The organism is Pleomorphomonas diazotrophica (assembly GCF_002844595.1).
In the GTDB taxonomy this organism is placed as follows: Bacteria; Pseudomonadota; Alphaproteobacteria; order Rhizobiales; family Pleomorphomonadaceae; genus Pleomorphomonas; species Pleomorphomonas diazotrophica.
Window position 1 is genome coordinate 15,144 of the sequence record NZ_PJNW01000009.1, and the last position, 16,202, is coordinate 31,345.

The 16,202-nt window shown below is 67.1% G+C and carries 15 protein-coding genes and 1 riboswitch; of the genes, 8 read left to right on the forward strand and 7 right to left on the reverse strand.

Going from position 1 to position 16,202, the window contains the following annotated elements:
• Positions 1-2: 2 nt before the first annotated feature.
• Complete coding sequence (locus CXZ10_RS11595) at positions 3-644, reverse strand: TetR/AcrR family transcriptional regulator (RefSeq protein ID WP_180335963.1); 642 nt, start codon at positions 642-644, stop codon at positions 3-5.
• 120 nt (positions 645-764) lie between these two features.
• On the opposite strand from CXZ10_RS11595, the gene CXZ10_RS11600 reads away from it, so the two are divergent.
• The 4 genes from CXZ10_RS11600 (at position 765) to CXZ10_RS11615 (ending at position 5,917) form a co-directional block, all read left to right on the forward strand.
• Positions 765-1,757: an HlyD family secretion protein gene (locus CXZ10_RS11600; protein WP_244617141.1), complete on the forward strand. Its 993-nt coding sequence runs from the start codon at positions 765-767 to the stop codon at positions 1,755-1,757.
• 3 nt (positions 1,758-1,760) lie between these two features.
• Entirely contained in the window at positions 1,761-2,960 is a 1,200-nt protein-coding gene (locus CXZ10_RS11605; RefSeq protein WP_101289427.1) for an ABC transporter permease, read from the forward strand.
• Positions 2,957-4,075, forward strand: a complete 1,119-nt coding sequence (locus tag CXZ10_RS11610; RefSeq protein WP_244617142.1) for an ABC transporter permease — start codon at positions 2,957-2,959, stop codon at positions 4,073-4,075. The genes CXZ10_RS11605 and CXZ10_RS11610 overlap by 4 nt, the downstream gene beginning before the upstream one ends.
• A gap of 63 nt (positions 4,076-4,138) precedes the next feature.
• A complete protein-coding gene (locus CXZ10_RS11615; RefSeq protein ID WP_101289429.1) occupies positions 4,139-5,917 on the forward strand; it encodes a monovalent cation:proton antiporter-2 (CPA2) family protein in 1,779 nt (592 codons plus the stop codon).
• Between the two features lie 2 nt (positions 5,918-5,919).
• Here the strand turns inward: CXZ10_RS11615 and thiM are convergent, their stop codons facing one another.
• The 5 genes from thiM to tpiA form a co-directional block, all read right to left on the reverse strand.
• Positions 5,920-6,726 (reverse strand): hydroxyethylthiazole kinase, encoded by an 807-nt coding sequence (gene thiM, locus CXZ10_RS11620; protein ID WP_101289432.1) that lies wholly within the window; start codon positions 6,724-6,726, stop codon positions 5,920-5,922.
• 60 nt (positions 6,727-6,786) lie between these two features.
• Positions 6,787-6,889, reverse strand: a riboswitch (TPP riboswitch).
• Between the two features lie 63 nt (positions 6,890-6,952).
• Positions 6,953-8,140, reverse strand: a complete 1,188-nt coding sequence (locus CXZ10_RS11625; protein ID WP_342212716.1) for a molybdopterin molybdotransferase MoeA — start codon at positions 8,138-8,140, stop codon at positions 6,953-6,955.
• Positions 8,141-8,164: 24 nt separating this feature from the next.
• Complete coding sequence (gene moaC, locus CXZ10_RS11630; protein WP_101289436.1) at positions 8,165-8,647, reverse strand: cyclic pyranopterin monophosphate synthase MoaC; 483 nt, start codon at positions 8,645-8,647, stop codon at positions 8,165-8,167.
• Between the two features lies 1 nt (position 8,648).
• Entirely contained in the window at positions 8,649-9,980 is a 1,332-nt protein-coding gene (locus CXZ10_RS11635; protein WP_101289439.1) for a dihydroorotase, read from the reverse strand.
• A 295-nt stretch (positions 9,981-10,275) separates the two neighbouring features.
• The gene (gene tpiA, locus CXZ10_RS11640) at positions 10,276-11,019 is read right to left on the reverse strand and encodes a triose-phosphate isomerase (protein WP_101289442.1); all 744 of its coding nucleotides are present in this window, start codon (positions 11,017-11,019) and stop codon (positions 10,276-10,278) included.
• A gap of 159 nt (positions 11,020-11,178) precedes the next feature.
• Here tpiA and CXZ10_RS11645 point away from each other — a divergent pair, with 159 nt between their 5' ends.
• The 4 genes from CXZ10_RS11645 to trpC all read left to right on the forward strand — a co-directional run bounded on the left by CXZ10_RS11645 (position 11,179) and on the right by trpC (position 15,659).
• Complete coding sequence (locus CXZ10_RS11645) at positions 11,179-11,673, forward strand: TIGR00645 family protein (RefSeq protein ID WP_101289445.1); 495 nt, start codon at positions 11,179-11,181, stop codon at positions 11,671-11,673.
• Between the two features lie 152 nt (positions 11,674-11,825).
• Positions 11,826-13,718, forward strand: coding sequence for a peptidylprolyl isomerase (locus CXZ10_RS11650; RefSeq protein WP_101289447.1), 1,893 nt, complete (start codon positions 11,826-11,828; stop codon positions 13,716-13,718).
• A 128-nt stretch (positions 13,719-13,846) separates the two neighbouring features.
• On the forward strand, positions 13,847-14,860 hold the full coding sequence (gene trpD, locus CXZ10_RS11655; protein WP_101289449.1) for an anthranilate phosphoribosyltransferase: 1,014 nt from the start codon (positions 13,847-13,849) through the stop codon (positions 14,858-14,860).
• A 4-nt stretch (positions 14,861-14,864) separates the two neighbouring features.
• The gene (trpC, locus tag CXZ10_RS11660) at positions 14,865-15,659 is read left to right on the forward strand and encodes an indole-3-glycerol phosphate synthase TrpC (protein ID WP_101289451.1); all 795 of its coding nucleotides are present in this window, start codon (positions 14,865-14,867) and stop codon (positions 15,657-15,659) included.
• A 48-nt stretch (positions 15,660-15,707) separates the two neighbouring features.
• Here trpC and CXZ10_RS11665 read toward each other — a convergent pair whose 3' ends face one another.
• Positions 15,708-16,145, reverse strand: coding sequence for a glyoxalase superfamily protein (locus CXZ10_RS11665; protein ID WP_101289453.1), 438 nt, complete (start codon positions 16,143-16,145; stop codon positions 15,708-15,710).
• Positions 16,146-16,202: the final 57 nt, after the last annotated feature.

Consider the following 16,202-nt stretch of genomic DNA (forward strand, 5'->3'; position numbering starts at 1 on the left):
GATCAGGCGGCGAAGCCGTCCAGGAACAGGGCGACCGACGTCTTCACCCAATCCCGCCGCTCGGCCGGAGCGAATGCGTCCCTGAGGCCGAGCAGGATCTGGCGCTGTGCCTCGTTGACGGTGCCGCGCAGGAGATTCGCCGCCGTCTCGGTGTTGCCGGGTCGCAGAAAGCCGTTTCTCTGATGCTCGCGCACCCAGGCCTCGAAGGCTCCGGTGATGCGGGCCGTCGCCTGCCGATAGCTTTCCGCCAGCGCCGGCACCTGCTGCCCCTCGGCTGCGATGAGGCGGGTAAGGCGCACCGCCTCGTCCGACAGAGCCAGATCGGTGTAGCCGGAAAGCAACGCCTCAAGGCTGGCGCGCGGATCGGCCTTGGTTCCTCGCGCCGCGTCAAGGCTGCCGAACGCCGCGTCGATCCGCGCTTCCATTGCCTGCTTGAGCAGGTCCTCCTTGGCGGCGAACAGCCGGTAGAGCGTCCGTGTCGATACGCCGGCGTCGCGGGCTATGGTGTCGATGCCGGTGCGGATGTAGCCCGTCTCCAGGAAGGCGCGCGCCGCCGCCGCGATGATCAGGGCGCGCGTCTCATCCTCGCTTCGGAGCGGCGGTCGGCCGGGGCCGCGCGTAGGGACCTGATTGCTGTCGACCATGACTGTGTTCCTCTTCCTTGACACAGGGTGGCGTCCGGAAATAAAGAAAACAATGATTTTCCAAATTTTCGCAAGCCAAATCCGGCACGGATGTGGCTGCGGCCCAAAAGGATGAGATCCGTGTCTGCTTGGCGTCCCCTCGTAATTGCCGGTTTGGCCGCTGCCGGCCTTGGGCTTTCCGTCGTCTGGGCGGTCGATCATCCCGAGCCGCTGATGCTGCAAGGCGAGGTGGAGGCAACACGCGTCGATCTCGCCGCCCGCGTCGCCGGCCGCGTCGTCAGGACGCCGGTAGATATCGGCGACCGGGTTGCCGCCGGCGACTTGGTGATCGAGCTCGACAGCCCGGCTCTCAGGGCCGGGCTCGATACCTCGAAGGCGGCGCTCGCCGTCGCCAACTCCAACCGCGACCTCGCCTTCTCGACGCGGCAGGAGATGATCGACGCCCGCCGGGCCGAACGGGAGAAGGCCGAAGCCGACGTGCTCCTGGCGCAGAAGACCTATGATCGGGTCAGTCAGTTGCAGGAGCGTTCCTTTGCTTCCGAACAGGTGCTCGACGAGGCATCCAACAAGCTCAACGCGGCGCTGAAGGCCCGCGCCGCCACCGAGGCCAACCTGCAGCTCGCCATCAAGGGAAACAGTCCCGAGCAGAAGGCGGTGGCGGTGGCGCAGGTCGAGCAGGCCGCCGCCGCCGTCGCCCAGATCGAGACCGACCTTGCCGAACTCACCGTGAAGGTACCGATGGCCGGCGAGGTGACGGCGCGTACCGCCGAAATCGGCGAGCTGTTCGGCGCCGGCACGCCGCTGATCTCCATCGTCGACGTCGACAACGCCTGGTTCACCTTCAATGTGCGCGAGGATCTCCTGCATGGCCTTGCGGTGGGCGACGCGCTGAAAGTGCGTGTGCCGGCATTGGGTGGTCGCGAGATCGAGACGCATGTCACCGTCATCAACGCGCAGGGCTCCTACGCCAACTGGCGCGCCACCAAGGCGACCGGCGACTTCGACCTTCGCACTTTCGAGGTGCGGGCGCGTCCCGCCGGGCCGGTCGAGGGGCTGCGTCCCGGCATGAGCGGGCTGATCGATTGGTCCGGGCCTCGGCTGATGGATCGCTGAGCGATGGCGCGACGGGCCCATCCTGCGGCCGGCTTCCGGCGGGTTCTCCTCGCCGAGTTGCGGCAGATCGGCGCGCGGCCGGGACTGATGTTCATGCTTGCGCCGTTCCCGCTGCTGCTGTTCGTGCTGCTGGCGGCGGTGTTCCAGCTTGGCCTGCCGCGCAACCTGCCCATTGCGATTATCGATCAGGATCGCTCGACCCTGTCGCGGCAGATGGTGCGCATTGTCGATGCGACGCCGGAAGTGGCTGTCGCCTTTGAGGAGGCGACTCTGAGCGAGGGACGGCAACGTCTTCTCTCGGGGGAAGCCTATGCCGTGGTGCTGATCCCGCCCCGCACCGAGCGTGACGTGCTGGCCGGCCGCCGGCCTGAAGTGGTGCTCTTCTACAACAACCAGTACATGACGCCCGGCAGCCTCGTCGCCCGCTCGGTCGGCGGCGCCCTCGGCACGGTGGCGGCCGGCATCTCGGTCGAGGCGCGCGTCGCCCGCGGCGCCGACGTGGAAAGCGCCACTCAGGCGGTCAACCCCGTGCCGATCCGCCAGAGCGCCCTGTTCAACCCCAGCCTCGAATATGTCCAGTTCCTGCTGGCGGCGGTGATGCCGACGGTGCTTCAGATCTTCATCGGCGCCAGCGCCGCGCTGTCCTTCTCCCGCGACCGGCAGGGTATCGCCGGCCTCGGCAAGTCGCTCCGGCTCGGAGGAACCCTTGTGAGAACGGCGGTCGGCAAGCTGGCGCCGTATACGCTCGCCTATCTTCTGGTGCTCTGGGGCGCCGATGCACTGCTGTTCGGCCCGATGGGGGCTCGCTTCGGCGGCAGCCTGCCGTTTCACCTCGCCTACGGTGTCGTCTTCGTGCTGGCCTCTCAGATGCTCGGCGCCGCGGCGGCGCTTGTCGCTCGCGACACGGTGTCGGCGCTCGCCGCGGTCGGCGTCATCACCGGCCCGGCCTTCGGCTTCACCGGCCTTACCTTTCCGCGCCTCTCCATGAACGGCTTTTCGGACGTCTGGGCCGATCTGCTGCCGGTGACGCATTACCTTGAACTGCGCACCGACAACATCCTGCGCGGTGCCCCGCTTGATATTTCCGTGCCGGCTTTCCTCTGGCTGGCGGCGCTGGCCCTCGTCTATGGCGGGGTGACGCTGCTGCTCCTTTGGCGCCATGGCCGGCCAAGCCAGGTCACGGCCACGGAGGCTGGCCAATGATCGCCGCCGTCTTCCGTGAGATCGTCGCGGCCCTCCTGGCCATCTGGACCGACAAGGGCGCCCGCTCGACAATGCTGGGCGCGACGCTGTTCTTCTCGGTGTTCTTTCCGCAGCCCTACCTAAACGAGGTGGTGCGCGACATGCCCTTGGCCATCGTCGATCAGGACGGCTCGACGCTGAGCCGCGAACTGATCCGCCGCATCGACGCCGCCGACGCGGTGGCCGTCGCCCGTTACGCGCCCGATATGTCCTCGGCCCGCTTGCTGTTTCTGAAGCGCGAAGTCCATGGCATCGTTATCGTGCCGCCGCAGTTCGAGCGCGACCTGCTCGCCGGTCGTGCCGCGCCGATCGCCGCTTTTTCCGACGGCGGCTATTTCCTGCTGAACTCGGTGATGTCGTCGGCGCTGTCCAACGCGGCGCGTAGCCTCGGGGCCGAGGTGCAAGTCGGGCGGCTGACGGCGTCCGGCGTCGACATGGCCCAGGCTCTCGCGGTCGTCGAGCCGTTGCGCGTTACCACCGTGCCTCTGTTCAACCCGACCGGTGGCTATGCGAGTTTCGTCCTGCCGGCCGTCTTCGTGCTGATCCTGCAGCAGACGCTGTTGATGGGCATCGGCAACCTCAAGGCCGGCCGTCGCTCGGCCGGCGGGCTGTCGACCTTTGCCGACGCTCTTGTCTATGTCGGGCTCTACAGCCTGTGGGCCGGCGTCGTGCTGGTCCTGCTTCCCTGGGTCTATCGCCTGCCGCGCATCGGCGACGTCGCCGTCATGTATGCGGTGGTCGTGCCCTTTCTTGCCGCCGTCACGGCGATGGGTATTGCCGTAGCCCGGCTCATTCCCACCAAGGAGGGCGTGATCTTCTTTCTGGTGGTCCTGGGCATGCCGCTGTTCTTCCTGTCTGGCGTCTCCTGGCCCGCTGAGGCGATGCCATGGCTGCTGCATGCCCTGGCCTTTGCCATCCCCTCGACCACGGCGGTGCCGGCCCTGGTGCGCGTCAACCAGATGGGCGCCGATCTCCAGTCGGTCGAAGCGACGATCCTGACCCAGCTTGCCCTTTGCCTAGCCTACACGACTCTCGCCGTAACGGTGGACTGGGTGAAGAGGAAACCTTCAGCCTGACGCCGCTTGCGTGCCGGGGCCGTTTCGGACCACACTCGGAAAAACACTGAGGAGAGGTGCGATATGGCAGTGGCGGGTCTCGGGTCGACGATCGGCCCGGTGGTGGTGCTCCTCTCGGCCGGCGTCCTGGCGGTGCCGCTGTTCCGCCGCCTCGGCCTTGGCTCGGTGCTGGGTTATTTCGCGGCCGGCGCCCTGGTCGGTCCCTCGGCCTTCGGCCTGTTCTCCGATCCTGCCGCCATGCTGCACGTGTCCGAGCTCGGCGTCGTCATGTTCTTGTTCCTGATCGGTCTGGAACTGAGGCCCCAGAAGCTCTGGGCGATGCGCACCCAGATATTCGGCCTCGGCCTTGCCCAGGTGGCCGTCTGCATCGGCTTGCTGACCGCGGTCGCCATCCTCCTGTTTGGCCTCCCGCCGATTCCCGCCTTCATCGCCGGCGCCGGCTTTGTGCTGTCGTCGACCGCCGTGATCATGTCCATGCTTCAGGAGCGGGGCGAACTCGCCGGTCCCGATGGGCAGAAGGCAGTGTCGATCCTGTTGTTCGAGGACTTGTCGATCGTGCCGCTTCTCGCCCTCGTGGCGTGGCTGTCGCCGATCAGCCACGGCGACAGTGGATGGATCGGCATCGGCCTTGGCGTTGCGGCGGTGGCGGCGCTGCTCCTGGCCGGCCGCTTCCTGATCGATCCCTTCTTCGGCCTGCTGGCCCGCGCCCGCGCCCGCGAGGTGCTGACGGCCGGCGCTTTGCTGGTCGTTCTCGGCGCGGCCTTGCTGATGGAACGGGTCGGCCTCTCGATGGCCATGGGCACCTTCCTAGCCGGTGTCATGCTGTCGGGATCGAGCTATCGTCATCAGGTCGAGGCCGACGTCGAACCCTTCAAGGGCCTGTTGATGGGCCTGTTCTTCCTCGCCGTCGGCATGTCGCTCGATGTCCGCGTCGTCGTCGAGCGCTGGCCGCTGCTCATCGGCCTGCTCCTCGCCTTCGTCGTCGTGAAGGCGATCGGCATCTACGCAGTGGCGCGCCTTTTCCGCTCAAACCATCGCTCCGCCTTCCGCCGGGCGCTGATGTTTGCCCAGGGCGGCGAGTTCGCCTTCGTACTCTACACGGCGGCGGCGAGCGGTGGCGTCATTGCGCCCGAAGACGCCGCCCTGTTCTCGACGGTGATCATCCTGTCCATGGCCTTGACGCCGCTGGTGCTCGTGGTCGCCGGTCACTTCCGCCGTGAGGAGGAGAAGTCGCTCGACGGCGTCGAGGAGGCGCGCGATCTGCGCGGCAGGGTGCTGCTGATCGGCTTTGGCCGGTTCGGCCAGATCGCCGCGCAGCTGCTGCTGTCGCGCGGCGTCGACGTCTCGATGATCGAAAGTGACCCCGACCGCATCCGTGAGGCGGGCCGGTTCGGTTTCCGTGTCTTCTATGGCGACGGCACCCGGCTCGATGCGCTGGAGCATTCCGGCGCCGCCGAGGCGGAGGTGATCATGGTCTGCGTCGACGACCGCAAGGCGGCCAACCGCATCGTCGAGCTGGTCAAGGCGAACTTCCCGCTGGCCCGGCTGCTGGTGCGGGCCTACGACCGCGTCCACTCGATCGAGCTGATCCGCGCCGGCGTCGATGTGGAGGTGCGCGAGACCTTTGACGCCGCGCTGCGCATGGGCGCCGAGGGACTGCGGGCCCTTGGCTGCAGCGAGGAGCGGATGACCGAGGCACTCACCACCATCCGCCGGCTAGACGCCGAGCGGCTGCTGGCGCAAGTGCAGGGCGGCGTGATGGCCGGCCGCGAGAACCTGACGACGCGGCCGGTGCCGGAGCCCCTTACGGCGCCCCGGAAACTTGCGACCGAAGAGGCCTGATCTCAGATGGAGCGTATCGCCGCGTTGGTCTTGAGGCCTTCAAGATCCAGCGCGTAGAGTGCGTCGCAGAGCTCCTGCGGCAGGAAGCCTGGACCCTTCACCCGCTTGCCGGCAATGGCGCCGGCCGCCGCGTAGACGGCGAGCGCCGCCACCGTGCCTTCGAAGGCCGGTGCGACGGCGACGAAGGCGCCGACGAGACCGGTCAGGGAGCAGCCGAGCGCCGTCGAGAGTGGCATCAGCTCATGGCCGCCTTCGATGGCGACCGTACGGGTCCCGTCGGTGACGTAGTCGACCTCGCCGGTCACCGCAACCACCGCGCCGCTCGATTTGGCGAGCGCGACGGCGCTGTCGAGAGCGGCGTTGGAACTTGCCGAGCTGTCGACGCCCTTCGAGGCGAGGCCCGCAACACCGGAAAGCGCCATGATCTCCGAGGCGTTGCCACGGATCACCGTCGGCCCCATGGCGACGAGGTCTGCGGCCGCCGTGTTGCGAAGACGGGTCGCGCCGACAGCGACGGGGTCGAACACGATGGGCTTGCCGGCCGCCTTGTAGACGGCAGCCGCCAGCTTCATGCCGGCGATCCAGTCGGACGACAGCGTGCCGATGTTCAGCGTCAGGGCGCGGGCGATACGGCCGAAATCCTCGACCTCGTCCATGGAATGCACCATCGCCGGCGAGGCGCCGGCGGCGAGCAGCACGTTGGCGGCGATGGTCATCGCCACGAAATTGGTGATGTTGTGCACCAGTGGACGTTCGGTGCGCACCTTCTCATGAAGGGCGTGAACGTCGGCAAGCGTCAGGGTGGTCATCGCGGGCTCCTTGCGCGAAGATCGCCCGCGGACAAGAAGACGTGTGGCTGCCGGACGGGCCGGGCCGCTCGCCTCAATCCCTCCGCCGGCATGATCCGGATCAGGTTCGTGGGGTTGGATCGCTCCTCTCAGTCCGGCATGCCGGACACCCCCTTGAGACGGCGTGAGCATAGGCGGGGGAGGGGGGAAGCGCAAGAATGTCGCCCGGGATCACTTCCGGACAAACCTAAATCCTGATGATGTCGACCGCTTCCCCGATTTCCGCCGCTGGCGCGAACTCGCGTCGCACGATCAGCGCATTGGCGGCGGCGATCATCGACAACAGCGCGGAGTCCTGGTTGGCAACGGGGGTGACGATGAGCCGGCCGGCCTCGACCGAGAGACGGGCGCGCAGGAAATCGCGGCGCATGTCGTTGGCGCGGAGCGGGGCCGTGACGATGGCGGTTTCGGCCACCGGCAGCACATCGTCGCGGCCGAGCATCGCCCTGACGAGAGGCGCCAGAAACAGCAGGCCGGTGACCAGCGTCGACACCGGGTTGCCGGGCAGGCCGAGAGCATGGACGCGACCGAGACGCCCGTGCATCAGCGGCTTGCCGGGACGCATGGCGATTTTCCAGAAACCGGGTTCCATCCCCTCGGCGGCGAAGGCCGGGCGGGTGTGGTCGTGATCGCCGACCGAGACGCCGCCCATCACCACGACGACGTTGGCGCCGCCGGTCATCGCCGAGCGGATTCGGTCCCGGAGCGCCGAAAGATCGTCGGGCGCAATGCCCATGTCGATCGCCTCGCCGCCGGCATCGTCGACCAGCCTTGCGAGCGCCACCGTCGACGATGCGACAATCTGATGGGACAGGGCATTCGTGCCCGGCTTCACCAGCTCGTCGCCCGAGGCGATCAGCGCCACGCGCGGCCGCCGCCGCACCGGCAGGCGGGCATGGTTCATGGCGGCGGCGAGCCCCAGCGCACCGAAGCCGAGCCGCGTACCGGCGAAAAGCCCGGTCTCGCCCTCGATGAAGTCGGCGCCGCGCTTGCGAATATAGGCGCCGGAGGGGGCGCGCGTCGCGAAGCGGACCCGGTCGTCCTCTCGTTCGGCGTCTTCCTGGAGGGCGACCCGGTCGGCGCCTTCGGGCACCGGCGCGCCGGTGAAGATGCGCACTGCCTCGCCGGAGGCGAGCGATCGGCCGAAAGCATGGCCGGCGGCGGCTTCGCCAACGACGCTATACCAGCCGTCCGAAGCGACATCCTTGCCGAGGGCGTAGCCATCCATGGTCGAAACGTCGACCGGTGGTTGGGTGCGCAAGGCGGCGAGATCGGCGGCCAGCGTCCGCCCGCCGGCCTCGGCAAGCTCTACCCATTCCGTTTCCGTGGCGGTGACGCCGGCCAGCAGCGCCGCCTGGGCTTCGTCAACGGGCATCAGCGCCATCATGCTTCTCCGGTCCTACTTGTCCGCAAGCCAGCGGCCCGATTTGCCGCCATCCTTCTCGATAAGGCGGATGGCTTCGATGCGCACGCCCTTCTCGACGGCTTTCACCATGTCATAGACGGTGAGGCAGGCGACGGACACGGCTGTCAACGCTTCCATCTCGACGCCGGTGTTGCCGGTGCAGCGGACGATGGCGGTGATCTCGAGGCCGGGCAGGGTCGGGTCTGGCGAGATGTCGATGGCCGCCTTGCTGATCGGCAGCGGGTGGCAGAGCGGGATCAGCTCCGACGTCTTCTTGGCGGCCATGATGCCGGCGAGGCGGGCGGTGGCGATGACGTCGCCCTTCGGCGCCCGGCCATCGACGATCAGCGCCAGCGTTTCGGCCTTCATCACCACCTTGCCGCCGGCGATGGCGGTACGGGCAGTGATCGCCTTGTCGCTGACGTCGACCATGTGGGCGGCGCCCTTCTCGTCGAGGTGGCTGAGAGACTGGGTCATGTCAGGCTCCCCGCGGCAGCGCTTCAACGAAGCGCACCGGCTCGCCGGTTGACGGCGTCACGAGGTCGCCCTCCCACATCACCCTCCGGCCACGCACGACGGTGCCGACAGGCCAGCCGGTGACCTCGACGCCGTCATAAGGCGTCCAGCCGCAACGGGAGGCGATCCACTCGTTGCGAATGGTCTCACGTCGCTTCATGTCGACGATGGTGAAGTCGGCGTCGTAGCCGACGGCGATGCGGCCCTTTCGTGCCATGCCGAAAATGCGCGCCGGCCCGGCCGAGGTTAGGTCGACAAGGCGCTGCAGCGTCAGCCGGCCGGCGTTGACATGGTCGAGCATGATCGGCACCAGCGTCTGGACGCCGGTCATACCCGAGGGGCTGTCGGGGTAGGGCTTGGCCTTCTCCTCAAGGGTATGCGGCGCATGATCGGAACCGAGCACGTCGGCGATGCCTTGCGCCAGGCCCTGCCAGATCCGGTCGCGGTGGGCGGCCGAGCGGACGGGCGGGTTCATCTGCACGAGCGTTCCGAGCCGTTGATGGTCGGCCTCCGTCAGCGTCAGGTGATGCGGCGTGACTTCAACCGTGGCGACATCCTTGTGGTCTTTCAGGAAGTCCATCTCGTCGCCGGTGGAGATATGCAGCACGTGGATGCGGGCGCCCTTGTCGCGGGCGATGCGAACGAGGCGCTGGGTCGATTTCAGCGCCGCCTCAACGTCGCGCCATACGGGATGGCTCGACGGATCGCCGGCGATGCGCAGTGGTTTGCGCTCATTCAGCCGCATCTCGTCTTCCGAGTGGAAGGCGGCACGGCGGCGCGTGGCACCGAGAATGGCGGCGACGCCCTCGTCGTCGGCGACCAGCAGATCGCCGGTCGAGGAGCCCATGAACACCTTGATGCCGGCCGCGCCGGGCAGCCGTTCGAGCTCGGGAATGTCGCGCACGTTGCCATGCGTGCCGCCCACCCAGAAGGCGAAATCGCAGTGCATGCGATGGGTGCCGGCTGCCACCTTGTCGGCAAGGCGCTCGGCGGATGTCGTCAGCGGATTGGTGTTGGGCATCTCGAAGACCGCGGTCACTCCGCCCATCACGGCGGCGCGGGAACCGGTTTCGAGGTCTTCCTTGTGTGTGGCGCCGGGTTCACGGAAGTGCACCTGGCTATCGACGACGCCGGGCAGGATGGTGAGGCCGGTGCAATCGATCGTCTCGCCGGCCGATGCCCGGGAGAGGCTGCCGATCTCCGCAATTCGGCCGTCGCGCAGGCCGACGTCGCGTTCGCCGATGCCGTCGTGGTTGACGACAGTTCCGTTTCTAAGGACGGTGTCGAAAGTCATGGAGGCGTGGTCCTGTGCGAGTGGCCTGCGGCCGGCGGAAAGACCTCTTATCGGTCTTTCCCCTTATTCGCTAGATGACCCCTCTTCGCCTTCCTGGTAGGAAGACGGCGCCGCTCGCGCTCCGGCGAGACCGACCATCGATCCGGCACGCGGCCCCGAGAGGCCGGTCGTCTCGACAAGCTCTCTTCCCATTCTCGGGAAGAGCTGGAGAGGGGTGGCGGCCCGCCCTCCTGGCGGTACATGCAGTGTCAGCTCCGGCACGCCCTCGAAAGGCAGCGCGCCGGAGCCGATAGTATTACTTATAAGCGGCAGCGATGCCAAGGAAATCGCTGGCCTTCAGCGAGGCGCCGCCGACGAGCGCGCCGTTGACGTCCTCGACGGCCATCAGCTCGGCAGCGTTCGACGGCTTCACCGAACCACCGTAGAGGATGCGGATGCCATTGGCGTCGGCGCCAAAGCGCTTGACCAGTTCCTTGCGGATGAAGTTGTGCACTTCCTTGACGTCGGCGGCGGTCGGCGTCAGGCCGGTGCCGATGGCCCACACCGGCTCGTAGGCGATCACGGTGTTGGCGGCCGTCGTGCCGTCCGGCAGCGAGCCGGCGACCTGGGTGCCGACGACGTCGAGCGTCTTGCCGCCGGTACGCTCGGCATGCGTCTCACCGACGCAGACGATGGCAACGAGACCGGCGCGCCAGGCGGCTTCGGTCTTGGCCTTCACCACGGCGTCGGTCTCGGCATGGTCGGTGCGGCGCTCGGAGTGCCCGACGATGACGTAGGTGGCGCCGGCATCCTTCAGCATCTCGGCCGAGGTGTCGCCGGTGTGGGCGCCCGAAACCTTGGCATGGCAGTCCTGGCCGCCGACCGGCAGCAGGCCTTTCTGGGCAAGGGTAGCGACGAGCGTGAAGGGCGGGCAGATGGCAAGTTCGGCCTTGGCCTTGAGGGCGGCATCATAGCCGGCGGCGATCGCCTCGAATTCGGCGACAGAGGCCTTGAGGCCGTTCATTTTCCAGTTTCCGGCAACCAGCGGCTTGACCGACATGCTCTCGTTCCTTCGATATGCGTTGCGTGGGCGTGGATCATCCCGAACCGGGCCCGGCGTGACTCTCCTCGGAGCGGCCTGGAAGATGATCTTGTAGGCGAAAACCCGCAAGCGCATTTATATCCGGCGGGTGCAAAACGCTAGCAAGGGCTATTGACTATGAAGGCACTGGAGACGGTCGTTGAGCGTATCATTCTGGGAAGCCGCTGGATTCTCGTCGTCTTTCTCATCGGTCTTTCCGTGGCGCTTGCCGTCTACGGTCTGTCCTTCGGCGTCAAGCTCTGGAAGGTCATCGGCAGCGTCTTCGTCTATGACGACGCAGAGATGATTCTCGCCATGCTTGGCCTCATCGATGCAGCGCTTGTCGCGAGCCTGCTCGTCATGGTGATGATCGCTTCCTACGAAAACTTCGTCGGTCGCTTCGATGATCACGACGCCGAACTTCATTGGCTCGGAAAACTCGACAGCGGCAGCCTGAAGATCAAGGTCGCCTCCTCGATCGTTGCCATCTCCTCCATCCATCTGCTGCAGGTCTTCCTGAACGCCAGCCAATACACGGACAACCAGATCATGTGGCAGGTGATCATGCACATCACCTTCGTGGTGTCGGCGCTGATGCTCGGCGTGCTCGACAAGATCATGGCCAAGCATTGATCGAGGCCGGAATCCGGCGCTTTATCAGGCAAAACCGGCGCTTGCGGCACGGAGCCGGCGCCCCTATGATCCCGCGCGCCGAAGCGGTCCCTGCGAGACCGGTGGCGTGACTGGGATGGACGGGCGCGCGCGCCCCCGAGACGGACGACATAATGCTTGATTCAATGCGCCGCGGGGCGAACACACTGCCCGCGAAACTCTTTCTGGGCCTTTTGACGCTGTCCTTCATCGGCTGGGGCGTCGGCTCCCGGCTCGGGGCTTCGCATACCGATACGCTCGCCACGGTGGGAAACACCAAGATCACGCTCGGCGAATTCCAGCTCGCCTATCAGCGTCAGTCGCAGACGCTCGCCCGTCAGCTCGGGCAGGCGATGACGCCCGACATGGCCCGCGCCATCGGCCTGCCGCAGGGCATCCTCAGCTCGTTGATGGCCGAGGCGACCGTGGCGGACATGGCCGCCGCAACGGGGCTGGGCGTCTCCGAAGACCGTCTCGCCCAAGGCATCGCCAACGATCCGCAGTTGAGGCCGCCGGGAGCGCAGAGCTTCAATCGAGACTACTTCACCCAGCTCCTCGGTCAGTCCGGCCTCAACGAAGCGATGTTCATCGCCCAGCGCCGTACCTCGGAGCTGCAGTGGCAGTTGACGTCGGGTCTCGTTGGCGGCGTGGCTGCCCCGAAGGCCCTCGTCGGCGCCATCTATCGGCACGACAACGAGGCGCGTGACATCCGCTACCTCACCCTGGCCCGTGCCCAGGTGGAACCGATCGGCAAGCCGGCCGACGACGTGCTCGCCAAGTGGTACGACGAGAACAAGGCCAGCTTCCGGGCGCCGGAGTTCCGCACCATCGAGGTGTTTGCCCTGACCCCGGATGCCATCGCCGATCCCTCGGCGGTCACCGACGAGGAGGTTTCGCGCGAATACGAGCGGACCAAGGCCCAATATGGCGCCCCCGAGATGCGCCGCATCCAGCAGCTGTTCTACGCGAAGCCGGAAGAGGCGGCCGCCGCGGCCGAAAAACTCAAGGCGGGCACGAGCTTCGACCAGCTCATCACCGACGCTGGCGCCAAGCCGGAGGATGTGGATCTCGGTCTGCTCACCCGCGACAAGATGGCCGATCAGGCCGTCGCCGAGGCGGCTTTCGGTCTCGCGCTCAACGTCCCGAGCCAGCCGGTGACCTCCTCCTTCGGCACCGTCTTGCTGCGTGTCACCGAGATCCAGCCGGCCCACACCAAGACGCTGGCCGAGGTGGCGCCCGACATCCGCAAGGCGATCGCCACCAAGGCCGCCGAACGTTCCGTGCTGGAAACCCACGATGAGATCGAAGACGCCCTGGCCGGCGGCGCGACCTTGCAGGAGGTGGCGAACCGCTTCCGTTTGAAGCTCGTCACCGCCGAGGTGGATCCCGAGGGCAATGGCGCCGACGATCAGCCGGTGGCGGGCCTGCCCGAGCAGGCGGAGCTTCTCAAGGCCGCTTTCGCCGCCGACGAGGGCGGCGAGAACGAGCCGCTGTCGGTCAACCATGGCTTCATCTGGTACAACGTCGCCAAGGTGACGCCGGGCCGCGAGCGCCCGCTCGACGAAGTGAAGGATAAGGCGATCATCGCCTGGACCGACGCCGAGGCGCAGGTTCGCCTGACGGCCAAGGCCGAGGAGATGGCGAAGGCGCTGAAGGCCGGCACGTCGATCGACGACCTTGCCAAGACGGCGTTGGTGGAAGTGGAGACGGCGTCGGGCGTGACGCGCAAGGCTGGCGACGCCGGTTTGGGCGTTGATGGCGTGAATGCGGCTTTCGCCGGCCCCAAGGGACATGTCGCCGCCATTCCGGGGTTGGATGGCACGCGCATCGTGCTCACGGTCGCCGAGGTGGTCAACCCGCCGATGCCGGAAGGTGCGGGCGATGCGGTCGTCATCGCCGATCGGGCTGCGGCCGACATGGGGCAGGACCTTTATGCCCAGTATATCGCTGCGGCACAGGAGGAACTGGGCACCACCGTCAACCAGTCGCTGTTCAACGCGGCGGTCGGTACCAGCAACGCCAACTGAGGTGGATTCTCTGGCCTTCGGGCCAGAGTTCCGCAGTCCACGCCTGGGGGATCGGGCGTGGGCTGAGGTTTTCGGAACCGTCCGGCGATGCGTGGCAATCCGCTGGAGATCGCACAACGGGGGTAGCGATGGCCGATTTCAAGACCTTGATCGCCAAGGTAGCCTCCGGAGCCAGCCTGAGCCGGGAGGAGGCGACGGCGGCCTTCGACATCATGATGACCGGCGAGGCGACGCCGTCGCAGATCGGCGGCTTTCTGATGGCGCTCCGGGTGCGCGGGGAAACGGTCGAGGAAATCGCCGGTGCCGTGTCGTCCATGCGTTCGCGCATGCTGACGGTGGAGGCGCCCGCTGACGCGGTCGACATCGTCGGCACCGGCGGGGACGCCTCCGGCAGCCTCAACATCTCCACCGCCTCGGCCCTGGTGGCGGCCGGTGCCGGTCTCTCGGTCGCCAAGCATGGCAATCGGGCTCTGTCGTCGAAATCGGGTGCCGCCGACGTGCTGATGGCGCTCGGCGTGAAGGTCGACATCGAACCGAAGGTCATCTCAGCGTGCATTCGCCAGGCGGGGGTCGGCTTCATGTTCGCGCCGGTGCATCACTCGGCGATGAAGCATGTCGGTCCGAGCCGCGTCGAACTCGGCACGCGCACCATCTTCAACATCCTCGGCCCGCTGTCCAACCCGGCCGGCGTGCGGCGGCAGTTGGTCGGCGTCTTTGCGCGCCAATGGCTGCTGCCGGTGGCCGAAACGCTGGCTGCCCTTGGATCCGAAGCGGTGTGGGTGGTGCACGGCTCCGACGGCCTCGACGAGATGACGCTGTCCGGTCCGACCTATGTGGCGGAACTGAAGAACGGCGCGGTGCGCAGCTTCGAGGTTACTCCGGATGACGCCGGCCTGCCGCACCACTCGCCGGAAGCGGTGCGCGGCGGTTCGGCCGAGGACAACGCCCAGGCGCTCCGCGCCTTGCTCGACGGCGTGACCGGCGCCTACCGTGACACGGTGTTGCTCAACGTCGCCGCCGCCCTGATGATCGCCGAGCGGGTGCCGACGCTGAAAGACGGCGTGACGCTGGCCGCCGATGCCATCGACAGCGGTCGCGCTCGCACCGCTCTCGACCGACTGATCGCCCGTTCCAACGCCTGAGGACATGCCAGTGGCCGACATTCTCGCCCGCATCGAGGCCTACAAGCGCCAGGAGATCGCTGCTGCCGAGGCCGCGATTCCGCCTGCCGAGATCAGGGCGATGGCCGCCGATCAGGCCCCGCCGCGCGGCTTCCGGGCCGCCATCCAGAAGAAGCATGCCGAGGGGCGCTACGCGCTGATCGCCGAGATCAAGAAGGCCAGCCCGTCCAAGGGGCTCATCCGGCCGGATTTCGATCCGCCGGCCTTGGCGCGTGCCTATGAGGAGGGTGGGGCGGCCTGCCTGTCGGTGCTGACCGACGCGCCGTCCTTTCAAGGGCATCCGGATTATCTCAAGGCCGCACGCGCCGCGACGGCGCTGCCCGCGCTCCGCAAGGATTTCCTGTTTACGCCCTATCAGGTCTACGAGGCGCGCGCCTGGGGCGCCGACTGCATCCTGATCATTCTCGCCTCGGTCGATGACGACACGGCGAAACGTCTCGAGGACACCGCCTTCGAGCTCGGCATGGACGTGCTCCTCGAGGTGCATGATGCCGCCGAGCTGGAGCGGGCGCTGAAGCTGCGGTCGCCGCTTCTCGGCATCAACAACCGCAACCTCCGCACCTTTGAAACGCGGCTCGAAACGACGGAAGAGCTGGCGAAGAACGTGCCGGCCGACCGCATTCTGGTCGCCGAGTCCGGCCTGTTCACGCCGGCCGACCTTGCGCGCCTCGCGCGCGTCGGCGCCCGCACCTTCCTGATCGGCGAGAGTCTGATGCGGCAGGCCGACGTCGCGGCGGCAACCAAAGCGTTGCTTGCCTGAATCCAGGGTTCGTTCGACACGTCGAACGAACCCTGGAACAGGCTGTCGTCAGCCGGTCAGCACCATGTGCGGGCGGCCGTTCGACGTCTTGGACGGGCTGATGCCTTCCTCGTCGATGGTGGCAGTGACGCGCTTGCGGAACGCCGAGAAGCTCTCGAAGTCGACCACATCCACCGGCTCGTCGAAATCGACGGTGATGGTGTAGTAGCCCGGAACCGAGGTGGCCGCCTTCAGCGCCAGCACGGTGCCCTCGAAAGCCTTGCCGAGATAGGTTCCCTTCACCCGGTCGCCCGGGTTCCAGGCACGGCGCGGCGGCTCGTTGCCGGCCTTGGCATAGAGCGTGTTCCAGTCGGCAAAGCCATGTTGCTTGGCGATCAGTTCCAGCGACTTCGAATGGCTGATCTCGCTGCCGGCTTCGGCAAGCGAGCTTCTGAGACGGCGAGCTTGGGCTTTCAGCTCGTCGAGCGTCGGGAGTGGGGACGACATGACCGTTCTCCGTATGGCATCGGACATGACCGTAAGCAGGGTGCCCGCATTGCCGAG

Coding starts and splice junctions, on each gene's coding strand:
- CXZ10_RS11595 (WP_180335963.1), bottom strand. CDS start 644: ATGGTCGACAGCAATCAGGTCCCTACGCGCGGCCCCGGCCGACCGCCG.
- CXZ10_RS11605 (WP_101289427.1), top strand. CDS start 1,761: ATGGCGCGACGGGCCCATCCTGCGGCCGGCTTCCGGCGGGTTCTCCTC.
- CXZ10_RS11610 (WP_244617142.1), top strand. CDS start 2,957: ATGATCGCCGCCGTCTTCCGTGAGATCGTCGCGGCCCTCCTGGCCATC.
- CXZ10_RS11615 (WP_101289429.1), top strand. CDS start 4,139: ATGGCAGTGGCGGGTCTCGGGTCGACGATCGGCCCGGTGGTGGTGCTC.
- thiM (WP_101289432.1), bottom strand. CDS start 6,726: ATGACCACCCTGACGCTTGCCGACGTTCACGCCCTTCATGAGAAGGTG.
- CXZ10_RS11625 (WP_342212716.1), bottom strand. CDS start 8,140: ATGCCCGTTGACGAAGCCCAGGCGGCGCTGCTGGCCGGCGTCACCGCC.
- moaC (WP_101289436.1), bottom strand. CDS start 8,647: ATGACCCAGTCTCTCAGCCACCTCGACGAGAAGGGCGCCGCCCACATG.
- CXZ10_RS11635 (WP_101289439.1), bottom strand. CDS start 9,980: ATGACTTTCGACACCGTCCTTAGAAACGGAACTGTCGTCAACCACGAC.
- tpiA (WP_101289442.1), bottom strand. CDS start 11,019: ATGTCGGTCAAGCCGCTGGTTGCCGGAAACTGGAAAATGAACGGCCTC.
- CXZ10_RS11645 (WP_101289445.1), top strand. CDS start 11,179: ATGAAGGCACTGGAGACGGTCGTTGAGCGTATCATTCTGGGAAGCCGC.
- CXZ10_RS11650 (WP_101289447.1), top strand. CDS start 11,826: ATGCTTGATTCAATGCGCCGCGGGGCGAACACACTGCCCGCGAAACTC.
- trpD (WP_101289449.1), top strand. CDS start 13,847: ATGGCCGATTTCAAGACCTTGATCGCCAAGGTAGCCTCCGGAGCCAGC.
- trpC (WP_101289451.1), top strand. CDS start 14,865: ATGCCAGTGGCCGACATTCTCGCCCGCATCGAGGCCTACAAGCGCCAG.
- CXZ10_RS11665 (WP_101289453.1), bottom strand. CDS start 16,145: ATGTCGTCCCCACTCCCGACGCTCGACGAGCTGAAAGCCCAAGCTCGC.